10 protein-coding genes are annotated in these 13,537 nt (G+C 45.8%); 2 read left to right on the forward strand and 8 right to left on the reverse strand.

The window, feature by feature from the left end:
- Position 1 precedes the first annotated feature (1 nt).
- The 4 genes from MHI54_RS06860 to fabI form a co-directional block, all read right to left on the reverse strand.
- Entirely contained in the window at positions 2-1,933 is a 1,932-nt protein-coding gene (locus MHI54_RS06860) for a DUF6449 domain-containing protein (protein ID WP_095217120.1), read from the reverse strand.
- Positions 1,908-2,804: an ABC transporter ATP-binding protein gene (locus MHI54_RS06865; RefSeq protein WP_095217119.1), complete on the reverse strand. Its 897-nt coding sequence runs from the start codon at positions 2,802-2,804 to the stop codon at positions 1,908-1,910. Before MHI54_RS06865 ends, MHI54_RS06860 begins: the two co-directional genes overlap by 26 nt.
- The gene (locus MHI54_RS06870; RefSeq protein WP_095217118.1) at positions 2,801-3,184 is read right to left on the reverse strand and encodes a GntR family transcriptional regulator; all 384 of its coding nucleotides are present in this window, start codon (positions 3,182-3,184) and stop codon (positions 2,801-2,803) included. The genes MHI54_RS06865 and MHI54_RS06870 overlap by 4 nt, the downstream gene beginning before the upstream one ends.
- 247 nt (positions 3,185-3,431) lie before the next feature.
- Positions 3,432-4,214 (reverse strand): enoyl-ACP reductase FabI, encoded by a 783-nt coding sequence (gene fabI / locus MHI54_RS06875; protein ID WP_095217117.1) that lies wholly within the window; start codon positions 4,212-4,214, stop codon positions 3,432-3,434.
- 158 nt (positions 4,215-4,372) lie between these two features.
- Here fabI and MHI54_RS06880 point away from each other — a divergent pair, with 158 nt between their 5' ends.
- Positions 4,373-7,804 carry a hypothetical protein gene (locus tag MHI54_RS06880; RefSeq protein ID WP_340082711.1) on the forward strand — a complete coding sequence of 1,144 codons (3,432 nt, stop codon included), beginning with the start codon at positions 4,373-4,375 and terminating at the stop codon, positions 7,802-7,804.
- A gap of 42 nt (positions 7,805-7,846) precedes the next feature.
- On the opposite strand, the gene MHI54_RS06885 is transcribed toward MHI54_RS06880, so the two are convergent.
- Positions 7,847-8,674, reverse strand: a complete 828-nt coding sequence (locus MHI54_RS06885; RefSeq protein WP_095217115.1) for an aldo/keto reductase — start codon at positions 8,672-8,674, stop codon at positions 7,847-7,849.
- Positions 8,652-9,851, reverse strand: coding sequence for an MFS transporter (locus tag MHI54_RS06890; RefSeq protein WP_095217114.1), 1,200 nt, complete (start codon positions 9,849-9,851; stop codon positions 8,652-8,654). The genes MHI54_RS06885 and MHI54_RS06890 overlap by 23 nt, the downstream gene beginning before the upstream one ends.
- A gap of 137 nt (positions 9,852-9,988) precedes the next feature.
- Here MHI54_RS06890 and MHI54_RS06895 point away from each other — a divergent pair, with 137 nt between their 5' ends.
- A complete protein-coding gene (locus MHI54_RS06895) occupies positions 9,989-10,348 on the forward strand; it encodes a helix-turn-helix domain-containing protein (RefSeq protein WP_095217113.1) in 360 nt (119 codons plus the stop codon).
- Between the two features lie 36 nt (positions 10,349-10,384).
- Here MHI54_RS06895 and ptsG read toward each other — a convergent pair whose 3' ends face one another.
- Together ptsG and MHI54_RS06905 are read right to left on the reverse strand one after the other, a co-directional pair.
- Positions 10,385-12,481, reverse strand: coding sequence for a glucose-specific PTS transporter subunit IIBC (ptsG, locus tag MHI54_RS06900; RefSeq protein WP_095217112.1), 2,097 nt, complete (start codon positions 12,479-12,481; stop codon positions 10,385-10,387).
- Between the two features lie 167 nt (positions 12,482-12,648).
- A complete protein-coding gene (locus MHI54_RS06905) occupies positions 12,649-13,491 on the reverse strand; it encodes a transcription antiterminator (protein ID WP_095217111.1) in 843 nt (280 codons plus the stop codon).
- Positions 13,492-13,537 lie beyond the last annotated feature (46 nt).

Below are 13,537 nucleotides of genomic sequence, written 5' to 3' on the forward strand. Positions count from 1 at the left end.
TTTATTCCTCCAGTTGGTTTTTGATTGATTCAGGAAGGTCGTCGTATTCAATCGACAGTTCATCCTGCATGCTTTGTCCTCTGTTGAGGCTGAACCTTACATAATAAGAATCTTCGTTTTCACTATAGTAAATGACGTGGTTCAGGATATACTCGATATCCTTTCTATTCTCTACCGTCACTGTATTGTTTCTTTCAAAATCTTCTAATTTGATGCTGGATATATCATCCGGATACACGCGTAAATCTTCATACACTCCCGCATCTTCCAATACGTTGATTGTATTTTTATAACTATCGTCAAATTCGAGATAATAGTAGCCTTGATCTTTATTTGTCAATAGGTCCATGGAATAAGTACGCACTTCTTCCAGATCAGTTTGTGGATCCGCAAGCTCAATATCCTTTCTAACAGCTTCTATAAGCCTGTCAATCAACTCTGGATCTGATATGGTAGTACTGCTTTGTTTAATATTATTTGATTGTACATCCACACCATACACTTCACTCGACGCTATATTGAAGACCGGATTATTCGCATGCTTATACGCATTCAATCCCTCGATTTCATACTGGAGTTTTTTCAGCTCCGGATCATCATCAAGTGAATACGTATAAGATCGGACTACCTTACTTCCGTTTTTCATCTCATATACAAAGAACGCGGTACGTAAATCACCTTCATACCACCCATCTATTTCAGGAGCTTCTATGGCCTGTCTATGCAGCTCCTGAACCAATTCGATATCTTTCTTGTCAGTGAAATATAGTGGTTTGATGCCTGGGTCTCCCATTTCTCCCGTGTAGTTATAGAAGTCCCCAAAATACACTTGTTTTACAGCATCAGCTGAAGGAATCCTATTTTCATAGTTTCCTTTTGCAAGGTTAGCAGCAACCATCACAACGACCAAGAAGATCACGAAAGCCAGATATGATTTATAGCTATTGTATATACGCCATGTCTTGCTCAGTATTGCTTCGGCGATGATGAAACCAATCAGCGATCCCACCGCATAGCCGAATAACACCCAACCGAAAGAAGACGATGCCACATGAAAATAGTATCCCCCTGCCATCATAAAGCAGAAAGTCACACCATATCGGAAGACAGGCTGCATAAAAGGATACACGATTGCCTGAGATGTTGCTTCTATCCGCCGGTGGACATACAGCCATAATGCAGCAAGATACAATAGGATGCCCGCCACCGTATAGGCTGACATAACAATCCAAGATAGATTCAAAGTAGCAGTGAAGTTAACAAAGAAATAAGAGATTGGCGAAAATTTGTGAATTGCCAATTCCAAGTAATATTCAACTGGGAATCCGACGAATAATATGCTCATGTTTGCCAGCACCAGCAGAACAAGACCGGCAGGCAGCAACACAAAGATATAAGTGAGTATGAAATGCATGGAAAACATGCCCGTGATCATCCCTGTGAATACTGTGGCAAGCAGCATGAGAGTATTCAGGAATAACAGCACACCCAGCCAGGCTAAAACATGCATGGCAGTGAAATAATCCCCTATATCAGCAAAAGCACGTAAAGCCAAAAGAAGTAGCGCATTCAGTAAAATGGGAATAATCAACAATACCATACCCGTGATCAAATGATGATGGAACAAGGACACCCTTTTGATAGGCATACTGTGAACGAAATCGGATACCTGTTTTTTATGCAAGTAACGAAACAGCAATATTGCCAAAAGGACCGGCACTGTTATGGAGAGGATCCATTGGATATCAGGAGAATATACGAATAAATCTCCTTTTTCCATATACTGTCTCGACTGCGGATCCGTATACTGGATGATTATTTGTAGTGGCAAAATGAAAAACAGCGCCAAGAAATACAGCACACTGAGCCAGCCGACCTGTCGAATATCAAAGTTAATAAGCTGTTTCTTAATCAAGGACGTTTTCAATGGCATAGCCGGCACCTCCCATTTCATAAATAAAGATCTCTTCCAGGGATAGCGGGAGCATATCAAGCACGACAGGATTTTGTGCTGCAAGTATCGCTTCTGCTTCCTGACGCTCCGCTTTGACGATCAGCAGATGAATACTGCCTCGTTTTTCCTGATGAAGGATGTGGAGCTTATCCAAAAAGCTCATATCCTGACCCTTCCGTAATGCGAATTGGACCTTCTGCACCTCTGTTTTCATATCATCCAGGTTGCGCTCCAGCACCATTTTTCCTTTATGTACGATACCGACATCATCACAGAGATTTTCCATTTCCCGCAGGTTGTGGGAAGAGATGATCACGGTCATTTCCCTTTCCGCAACATCTTTGATGAGCAGTCCTTTTATCCGCTGACGCACGACTGCGTCCAACCCATCCAGTGGTTCATCCATGATCAGATAGTCCGGCTTGGCTGCCAAAGCCAGGCAGAAAGCAACTTGCCGCTGCATTCCTTTTGAAAAGGTCGCTACTTTCTTGTTCTCCAGCTTGAATTGGCTGATCAGCTGATCGTAACGCTGCTGATCCCACCCTGCGTACATTTCCGCATAATACTGCCCCATTTGCTTCACTGTATATTGCGGGAAAAAGTAAAGGATGTCCGGCATGAAAATGATGCGCTGTTTCAGCTTCACATTCTCAAATACAGATTTGCCGTCAATCAACACACTGCCTCTGTCCTGCTTCAGGATGCCGGCAAGGATACGCATGATGGTTGTCTTCCCAGCACCATTCGAGCCAAGCAGGCCGTAGATCGTCCCTTTTCTCACTTGGAAACCGACCTGATCCAGCACTTGCTTGTGATCGAACTTCTTACTGATTTCCACTGCTTTGATCATGTGTCGCTCCCTCCCCCATTACGCAGCTGCTGCTCCACTATATCCCGAATTTCATCAGCCGACATCCCGATATACAGCGCTTCAGTCAGCAGCTTTTTCAATTCTTCCTGCATTCGCTTCACTTTTTGCGGATCGACCTTTTCGTTAATCGCATTCACGAAACTCCCCCGTCCCTTCACGGAATAAATCAATTCCTGATTTTCTAATTCACGGTATGCTTTTTGGATTGTATTCGGATTGATCGTCAGCTGCTGGGCAAGTTCCCGTACCGAAGGGAGCTTCTCGTCTGTTTCCAGCACCTGATTGATGATCAATTCCTTGAACTTATCCACGATTTGTTCATAAATTGGTTTGCCGCTTCGCAAGTCAAGTTCGAACATGAATTCACCTCATCCAGGCTTCTGTATTAACTGTATTAGTTATAGTAGTACACATACACCGAAGTATACACTAACGTTCACCAATTGCAAAGAACTTTTTTCCATAAACAAAAAGCCAGATCACATCAATCTGGCTTTTCCAAGAAATCAGCCCTTATAAATGCATGCCTCCCCATTGCGGGTGGTCATTTTCAGATATATAAAAAACCCGCACCAATCAAACGATCAGTGCGGGTTTAAAAATAAATCAGCCGATGCCGATGATGTTGAAACCAGCATCCACATAAACGATTTCACCAGTCACGCCTCGGGATAATGCACCTAAAAGGCCGACAGTCATGTCGCCTACTTCCTCGGCAGATACATTGCGGCGAAGCGGTGCCGTTTCTTCCACCTTGGAAAGAATGTCATTGAAAGATGGTACACCTTTTGCGGCCAATGTACGGATTGGACCTGCAGAAATGGCGTTGATACGGATATTATCCGGGCCAAGGTCATTGGCCAGATAGCGCACGCTTGCTTCCAAGGCAGCCTTTGCAACACCCATGACATTATAGCCTTGAAGCACACGGTCAGCTCCTAGATAGCTCATCGTCACGATTGAACCGCCTTCTGTCATCAGCGGGCGGACTGCTTTCGCTACAGCTACAAGCGAATAGGCACTTGTATCTTGCGCAAATGCATAGCCATCACGGGAAGTATCGATGAAATCGCCGTTCAGATCCTCTTTGTGAGCATGCGCAACAGAATGCACCAGTCCGTGGACAGTTGTGTATTTTTCCTTGATTTCAGCAAATGCAGAAGCAATGCTGTCATCATCATTGACATCACATTGGATGACTGCCGCTTCCATCTCATTTTTCTCCAGCAGCTTGTTCAGCTTTTTGGCGGAACGCTCCTGACGGTATGTAAAAATCAGTTTCGCACCAGCAGCATATAACGATTGCGCAACGCCCCACGCAATGCTGCGATCATTCGCCACACCCATGATCACGATGTGCTTATCCTTTAATTGTAGAAAATCCTTCATATTCATTCTCCTTCTATATGAACAGCCTCGTTCACGTTTTCTACCGCCTATCATAACAGAAAACCGAAATGAAAGGAATGACGCGTCTTTTCAGACAAGTCACACTTCTATATAATGAGATGTGGAAATTAAAACCATCTCATCGTGGGGGTGAAAAAATGGATAATACGCCTCCTGATAAATCCGGGGATCTATTTGAACAGAAGCTCCAGGATTTATTCGCGCAAGGCTACATATCTAAGGAAACATACGGAAGTGTTTTGACAGGTTACCGAACCAAACGGATTGGGGATGCCTCAGCTCAGGCTAAAAAAGCTTCGCCGCCTGAGCAGCAGACAGCTGCAGCCACGGAACAGATGCAAGTTTTGCGAAAACCTGCCATGACAAGTCATGCATCCGTCAGCCCAAAGCCTATAAAACAAAAGACTCCCGAGCAAATCCGGGAACGCAATCTGACAATCATCCTTGTCCTTGGAATCATCATGCTGTTTTTCGGCGGATTATATCTTGGCACTTCCAACTGGGGGAACTTCTCTTCTTTAGGAAAAGTGCTCTTGATCAGTTTGATTCCTTTCCTGTTCGCAGGGCTGAGCTATACCAGCTATAAGGTTGCCATCCCGCAGACTGCCTTCGCCTTCTTGATGCTGGCAGCACTGTTCGTGCCGATTGTTATTTTCTCAGCTTCTTATTATCAGCTGTTCGGCAGCTATTTGTCCTTCGGCGGTGATGGGGCAGCTTTGATAGGGACAATCGCGGCATTCGGCTGTACTGCCTTGTACTATTCCGTGGCAGCGCGTACAGGTTCCAAAGCATTCATTTGGGTGACCTATGCCGGTTTATCGACCACATTGATCTCGGCATTGCTGTATGTGACGACCACGTACAGCGCCTTCTTATTTTGTTTACAGCTGGCCAATATCTTGCTGCTTCTATTCGAGCGAAGGATCCGCAAATCATTCAGACTGGAGGCACTGCAGCACTATTGGCCCTATTATCTGCAAATGAAGCTTGGAACGGAAGCAATCATCACCATCCTTCTCATGAGCAGTGCCATCACTTATGACCTGACTTTGCTGCTGATCGGAATCAGCGCTTTGATCCTGGCTGCCAAGAATTTCAGCAGGCTTTATCATTTCGGGTTCATGGCTTTCACTTTGATTTCAGGTATCCTGCTCCTTCTGGAGATTGATTCTTATTTCAACATGTTTCTTGGTCAATTCCTTTCCATCGGATTCATTTTAGTGTTATTGACTTGGAATTTACCAAGATGGATGCAAATAGTCTATGAATGCTTGATCCATGCTATAAACGGTTTTCTTTTCATTATTTTCACGGTTCTTATCTATTATTTCACTTTTGATTGGGCGTACTTGATCGGAATCTTGTTCCTGCTCCTCCAATATACAGTGTGGACGGCAGCATCACGGAATGTCCATTATAGCTATCCAAGTGTCGGGCTATTATTAGTTGTCGTTTACTGGCTGCTTTATATGGTCGGGGCACCGATTTGGCTGCGCACAAGCATATTTGCAACATTGGCTTTCATCGGGCTGGCATATTGTTATATATGGCCGCAAAAGACGATTTTGAAACCATTCCAAGGAAGCCTCATTTGGACTTCTGTTGGTCTAGTCATTCCTTTATTCCTTGTGAATCATCAGCATGGCTTTTACGAGGCAAACAGCTATCTCCTCTTACTGATGGCTGCAGCCGGCTTCTTTTGTTACAGCAAAGAGAACAACGAAATCGTTCTCATCAGTAAAATCATTACACCTGTCAGCTTGATTGCCGCCCTGTATCTTGGCGGTTACAGACTGTATACGGAAAATGAATTCTATCAGCAGCAATTCGGTATTTCCGGTCATGCAACTTTGATTGCGATGATCGCTTTGGCCATCGCTTTCCTATGCCGCAAATACCAGTATCGTCCCTTATTTCTGTCATTCTTCCTGACCGGTCAGATCCTGCAGGGCTTGGCTGCTTTGATAGCCATCTTATCATGGAATCTGCCGTCCATCACAGTCACGGCGGTCACTCTGGTCAATGTCGGCATCCAGTTCATTGCCCTTGCCATATTCCGCAAGCATCCATTGTGGGCAGCTGTGCTTTGTTCGATGATTGTGTCTTATGCATCCCTTCAGAACTTACTTGGAATCGAAGGTCCTAATGCTGCCGCCGGTTCTATAATTGCATGCGCCTTGCTTTTGTTTGCTGGAAGCTTCTTCATTCAAAGACGAACGCTGATCGGAGCTGTGTATTTCTTCTGGTGCAGTCATGCTGTCGCTGTATTCGCCATCATGTGGGTATTCCTTGCGCAAAGTCTTGAGCTGATTCCGCCAGCCTGGCTGTTCCTACCGCTTGCCCAGTTTGTTTTTTCTGCACATCGGGCACCGAGAGTTGCGGAGAAGTTCATCTTTGCCAATGTCAGTATTTTCATGATCTTCATCCTGGCAATCACACACTTGTATCAGTACACGAGTTTGACCCATCCGATGACATTAGCTGCAGCACTGACAGCGATTTGCACAGCCAGTGTGTATGCACTGCTGCCAAAGTGGCGCAATTTCCTGAGACTCAGCCTTTTGGCCATTTATAATTCCATGCTGCTATTCGCTTTGATGGAGCTTGCCATTTTGTTCTCCTGGCAAATCATTTTATTATCCATCATCGTTGGTTCGATTGCAGTTTATCAGCAGTACAAGTGGCGGTTGGACCTCGTGTCTTCCTGCACATTGTTCCTGCTTCTAGCCATCATCCTTTTGTATGGCACAATAGGCGAGGGCATCCGGACAGCTTACTTACTGCTTGCTGGCGCAATAGGCTTGGCTGTTGTCAGCTTCAGCAACTACCGATCCTTCGTTGCCAAAACTGATAAGGACTCTGTCTGGAATAGAGTGGATATTTACCGGATCTCAGCCATCGTTTATGCATTCATCGGCAGCCTGGCTGGCGTCATTGCTTATGAATCAGGCTTGGCAGATACGTTATTTGGTTTGACCGTACCAGCATTGTTATTTGCAATCGGCAGATACACGGCACCTGCAGCCGAGAAGCGCTATATTCGGCTGTCCGCCATCATATCCTGTCTGTATCCATATATACTTGCGCTTCAGATTGCGGATATCAGTCCATATTTAACGACAGAGTTATACATTGTACCGATTGCCTTGCTAGTGCTGATCATTTTGCGTCTGTTCTTTTATGATCCGGCTGTGACGCCGCATATTGAGCTGATTTTGTTATCCATTGGCTTTGGTATTCTTGTGATAGATGGATTGTCTACAATGACGATTTATGATGCACTGTCCCTTGGCAGCCTCTCCTTGGCAGCAGCTGTCACCGGATTTTTACGGAAATATCGTGCATACTTCCTGACAGGGACCATCACCGTTGCATTTAATTTATTCTTCAACACCCGTATGCTCTGGGGCAGCGCACCTTGGTGGCTTTACCTTATCGGGGCAGGCTTACTCCTGATTGCTTCTGCCAGCTACATGGAATACCAGAAACAAAAGCATGACAAAACCGCTGAATCCTTGCTGAAAGCCGTAAAATCAAAGTGGAGACAATGGCTGAAACAATACAAATAAAAAATGAGCAGCTGTCTGCAAAAGACAGCTGCTTTATTTTGATCAGAAATCAAATTCATCCGGGTGCGGTCCGCTGCGCGTACCATCATCCAATTGGTCCAAACGCTCCATATCCGCTGGATCAATCTCAAAATCAAAGATATCTTTGTTTTCGATGATCCTTCTATCTGTCATCGATTTCGGGATTGTGATACCACCATGCTCGATATCCCAGCGAAGAACGATTTGTGCCGGAGACTTGCTGTATTTTCCAGATAGCTCCTGGAGCAATGGATGTCCTAGGAGTTCACCGTTCATAAGCGGAGACCACGCTTCCAGCAGTATTCCCTTACCTTCCATATACGCCCGAAGTTCTTCTTGGATCAGACGGGGATGGAATTCTACCTGATTGACTGCAGGCACGATGGATGCGGTACTTAGCAATTCTTCCAAATGATGCACTTGGAAGTTGCTGACGCCGATCGCCTTCACTTTCTCATCTTTGTAAAGTTCCTCCAGTGCTCGATAAGGCTCTTTGAACTTATCTTTTCCCGGCCAGTGAATCAAATAAAGGTCCAAATAGTCCAGCTGCATCTTTTCCAGACTTTCGTCATAAGCTGCTTTCGTCTGGTCGGACGTCAGGCCTGCATTCCACACTTTAGAGGTGACAAACAACTCATCCCTTTTCACAATCCCTGCTTCAATGGCCCGATTGATCCCTTCCCCGACACTTGCTTCATTACCATAAATCGCCGCTGTATCAATGCTGCGATAGCCTTGTTCGATGGCAAAATAAACCTTATCAGCCAGTTCATTTCCATCTTTTACACGAAAGACGCCGTAACCTAGCATCGGCATAGAATTGCCATTATTGAGCTTTACTGATTTCATGAGATATTTCTCCTTTGTTTTCCAATTTCCTCGAAATTGCCGTTAAACCGACTGCTGCTGCAACCATGATGGCCGCTACCCAGCTTGTATGGAGGAGATCGAATTGATCCGTGATTACTCCACCCAAATAAGAGCCAAGGGCAATACCGGCATTGAAAGCAGCTATATTCCAAGCAGATGCAACATCGACTGCCTGCGGTGCAAGCCGCTCCGCAAGCACAACGATATAGGATTGCAAACCTGGAACGTTCATGAACGCGAATAATCCCATCAGCAATATAAAGATCAAACCGACCCATTTGACCGGCAGCGTGATATACAAAGCTGCCAGCACGACTGCTTGTATGATGAACATATAAAATAAAGCATGGACGGGCCGTTTATTGGCAAGCTTACCTCCAGCAATATTTCCGATGGCAACTGCCACACCGTACACCAGCAGCAGCCACGTCACTGTCTCTGGCTGGAATCCGCTTATTTGCTGCAGCAGTGGTGACAAATACGTAAAGACGACGAATGTACCACCATAGCCTAGCGCCGTGATGATAAGAACGAGCAAGATAGGCACCGATCGCAAAAGGCTCCCTTGATCTTTCAGATGTACTTTTACACCTTTAGGAAGGTTATTCGGCAGCAAAGCCAAATTAGCCAGCCCAGCGAAAAGTCCAATCACCACTATAAATAGAAATGCCAATCGCCAATCCAGCTGCTGCCCGATGAATGTACCGAATGGAACTCCGGTGATGGTGGCGACAGTAAGTCCTGTGAACATGATACTGATCGCTCCAGCCCGCTTATCCTGCGGAACCAGACTGGCAGCAATCGTCGAGCCGATCGACATGAATACGCCATGTGCCAAAGCTGATATGAAACGCGCCGCAAGTAAAATGGACATACTCGGAGCGGCAGCGGCTATACTATTACCTATCAAAAAGACTAGCACGACCAAAAGAAGCTGCTTCTTTTTCGGTATGCTGGAAAGCATCGGTGTCAGGATCGGAGCTCCGATAACGACCCCGATGGCATATAGGGATACGGTAAGTCCGGCCGCCTGCACTGATGATTGAAAGTCATCCGCAATCAGCGGCAACAGACCGACACTGATGAATTCTGTTGTGCCGATCGCAAAAGCTGTAATAGCCAAGGCGATCAAGGCAAACGTTTGTTTTCCTTTCATACTACGTTTCCTTTCCGTTCTTTTATCTCCCGCTTTTGCTGGAGTAATGATATTATGTCGTATAAGGTACAGCTTGAACAGTACGTACTTTTTTGTGCTATAGGTACCTTTTAGTACCTATTAAAGGAGGAAATAGCTTGAAGAAAAAATATAATATATCCGTGGAAGCAACGCTGGAAGTAATCGGCGGGAAGTGGAAGACTGTCATCCTATGTCATCTGACGCATGGAAAGAGAAGAACGAGCGAATTGAAGAGGCTCATGCCGAATATCTCCCAGAAAATGCTCACTCAGCAGCTTCGGGAATTGGAAGCAGATGGAATCATCAACCGAATTCAATATCACGAACTTCCGCCGCGAGTCGAATATGAGCTTAGTGAATATGGATGGAGTCTGAAAGGAATTCTCGATTCCTTATGCAGCTGGGGGGAATCACATATCGTCAAAGTGTATGGCAATAAAGAGGACTATCTCGAAAAAACATATCTGAACGAATAAAAAACAGCTATAGCAAGAACGCTATAGCTGTTTTATTTAGAATGTATCGATATTCACTTTGTTATGCTGCTCTGCTTTGACTTGCTCGCCTTCTTGGAAAGCAACCCTCTCGGCAGCCCCTAGATTCGTGAATACTACTGGTGTGAGCAAGGAAGGCACTTGTGTTTTCAATTTGGGAATATCCGCTTCTAAAAGCTGCTGGCCTGCAGTGACCCGGTCTCCCTCTTTCACGAAGACCTCGAAACCTGCCCCTTTCAGATTAACTGTTTCCAAACCGATATGGATCAGCACTTCACGGCCGTTATCTGACAGTAGTCCAATCGCATGCTTCGTCGGGAAAACATTGATCACTTTCCCATTCACCGGAGAAACAACCGTGCCATCAATCGGCTCGATGGCGAATCCATCGCCCATCATCCTCTCCGAGAACACCTCATCCGGCACATCCTCCAAGGAACGCAGCGTCCCGGACATCGGGATGACAAAGACATTCGCTTTTGGGTCGAATGGGAGCGGGTCTCCCATGCCGCTCTCGACCTGCCGGCCGCCTTCTGCCGCAGAAGCAGCCTCGATTTGAGATCTTGGTATCTTTCCAAGCATGATATCCTGCATCTGTTCTTTCAGGCCTTCCGATATCGGTCCAAAAATCGCCTGCATATTGTTGCCGATTTCCAGTACTCCTGTGGCACCAAGTTTCTTCAATGCATCTTTATCGACTTTATTTTTATCATTCACTGTTACCCGAAGACGTGTGATACAGGAATCCAAATGTTTGATATTTTCTTTATCTCCCATCGCCTCGAGCACGTGATACGCCAATCCTCCAATATGGGCGTTATTCCCGTTTGCTTCTTCCCCCGTTCCTTTTTCACGACCTGGCGTCATGAGATCGAATTTACGGATGGCGAATCGGAATACGGAATAGTAGATTACCGCAATAGCCAGACCTACTGGAATGACCAGCCACCAATCCGTCCTGTTCGGGAGGATTCCATACAGGAAGAAATCAATGAATCCACCGGAGAATGTCATTCCGACTTTAATATCCAGCATGTACATCGTCATATAGGAGATTCCAGCCAATACACAGTGTACTGCGTACAATAGTGGTGCCACGAACAGGAAAGAGAACTCAAGCGGTTCGGTGATTCCTGTCAAGAAGGAAGTCAGTGCCGCTGAACCCATCAAGCCAGCCACAACCTTCTTCCTTGCCGGGCTTGCTTCGTGATAAATAGCCAAAGCTGCAGCCGGCAAACCGAACAGCATGAACGGATATCTGCCAGTCATGAATGTACCTGCCGTCAGCTCTGCTCCATCCCTGATTTGCGCCATGAAAATACGCTGATCCCCGCGGATCAGCTCTCCTGCCGTATTCGTATAGCTGAAGAACTCATACCAGAACGGCGAATAGAAGATATGATGCAACCCAAATGGAATCAATGCTCGCTCGATAACACCGAAAATGAAGGCTGTAAGCGTCATATTGGATGATAACAGACCGTTTGAGAAGCTATTCAAAGCCTGTTGGATCGGCGGCCAGACAACCAGCATCCCCAGACCGAGAGCCAACGAGGCTATCGATGTGACAATCGGGACAAAGCGTTTACCGGCGAAAAAGCCCAGATACTGCGGCAATTCAATCTTATAGAATTTATTGAACATGATAGCTGCCAGCACCCCGACTATGATACCGCCGAATACCCCGGTGGCGAGCGTCGGTATCCCGAGCATCGTTGCATAGGCTGGATGATTTCCCGTGAAAAATTCTGCCCGTTCCACAGTATCCGCCGGAATGCTCCCATTAGCGATGAGCACCGCACTCATCGTCACGTTCATGATCAGATAACCGATGATCGCAGCAATACCTGCTACGCCATCACCATTGGCAAGCCCGATGGCAACTCCAACCGCAAATAACAGCGGCAAGTTAGCAAAGACGATATCCCCCGCACTTTGCATGACAGAAGCAATGAGCTGGACCCATGTGCTATTAAGGATTCCGATATTCCCTATCAAGTCAGGATTCTGGAGTGCATCCCCCATTGCGAGCAAAATACCGGCTGCAGGCAGTATCGCAACAGGAAGCATGAGTGCCCGGCCGATTTTCTGCAAGATACCAAAAGCGTTTTTCATCCTATTCATCTCCCATCTCCCCAGAGTCATGACAACGGTTTCACCCAAGGTCAATAAAAAAAGACACGAGAGATAAAGATGGTAACACAAAAAGAATGAAATTCTTCTTGCGCATCCTTAATCCCCATGCCTGATCAAATCAGTTACACGTACATTTGCAATGCACATTATATTTTATTGGTCAAACGGTACAGATGCAAAGTGAGATAGACTGCCTCTGCTTCTGGCACTGGACGTTTTAACGTATGCTGTAATATTTTGACTAGCTTCCACGCAGTATTATAGCACAGCGGATATTCGGTTTTCAATAGATTCATGATCTTTTCAGGCTCCCGGACCTCCTCTTCCCGTTTTATCCGGTCGATTGCAAAACGGAGATGGCGGACAAGCCTTATATAATTGATGCTTTCCCGATCCACTGTAATATCCAGACTCGCTTCGATGACCTTGAACATCTGTGCAATCAGCCTTGTATATTGACTGAGCTCCCCTACCGGCTGGTTGATACAGGCACTGTGGATATGCAGGGCAATAAAACCGATTTCCCCCTCCGGCAGGTGGATACCGAGCCTTTCATTCAAAAGGGATACCGCCTCACTGGCAACGCTGTATTCCTTGGGATAGATGAATTTTGTTTCAACAGCAAAGGGATTCTTGATACCCAGCCCCTCTTCCAGACGTTTCATCGCAAAAGCCAAATGATCCGTCAATCCAATGTGGATATGCTCATTCAGCGGCTGGTCCATCCGCTCTGCAATCAAATGGATCACATCATTCATCACCGCAACCAATTCTTCATCGATATGATCCAGCATCTTCTTGTAGCTGTTCTGTTCCTTCTCATCCTGAAGCACAAACAGCTTTTCAAAGTCGCCTTCTACCAGTGTGCTGCCTGCTTTCTTTCCGAAACCGATGCCTTTACCGATCAGCACGACTTCTTTTTTCTCCTCATTTTCGGCAATCAGTACATTATTATTCAATACCTTTTGGACAGAAAAGGATTTCCCCATAGACTTTCTCCTTTTTTATTCATACCGACATTGTAATAGATATTTA

The sequence above is a fragment of the Terribacillus sp. FSL K6-0262 genome, from assembly GCF_037977385.1.
GTDB lineage: Bacteria > Bacillota > Bacilli > Bacillales > Amphibacillaceae > Terribacillus.

What these genes read in the sequence shown, in the direction of transcription:
- MHI54_RS06860 (WP_095217120.1), bottom strand. Translation starts at nt 1,933, where the DNA reads ATGCCATTGAAAACGTCCTTGATTAAGAAACAGCTTATTAACTTTGAT.
- MHI54_RS06865 (WP_095217119.1), bottom strand. Translation starts at nt 2,804, where the DNA reads ATGATCAAAGCAGTGGAAATCAGTAAGAAGTTCGATCACAAGCAAGTG.
- MHI54_RS06870 (WP_095217118.1), bottom strand. Translation starts at nt 3,184, where the DNA reads ATGTTCGAACTTGACTTGCGAAGCGGCAAACCAATTTATGAACAAATC.
- fabI (WP_095217117.1), bottom strand. Translation starts at nt 4,214, where the DNA reads ATGAAGGATTTTCTACAATTAAAGGATAAGCACATCGTGATCATGGGT.
- MHI54_RS06880 (WP_340082711.1), top strand. Translation starts at nt 4,373, where the DNA reads ATGGATAATACGCCTCCTGATAAATCCGGGGATCTATTTGAACAGAAG.
- MHI54_RS06885 (WP_095217115.1), bottom strand. Translation starts at nt 8,674, where the DNA reads ATGAAATCAGTAAAGCTCAATAATGGCAATTCTATGCCGATGCTAGGT.
- MHI54_RS06890 (WP_095217114.1), bottom strand. Translation starts at nt 9,851, where the DNA reads ATGAAAGGAAAACAAACGTTTGCCTTGATCGCCTTGGCTATTACAGCT.
- ptsG (WP_095217112.1), bottom strand. Translation starts at nt 12,481, where the DNA reads ATGAAAAACGCTTTTGGTATCTTGCAGAAAATCGGCCGGGCACTCATG.
- MHI54_RS06905 (WP_095217111.1), bottom strand. Translation starts at nt 13,491, where the DNA reads ATGGGGAAATCCTTTTCTGTCCAAAAGGTATTGAATAATAATGTACTG.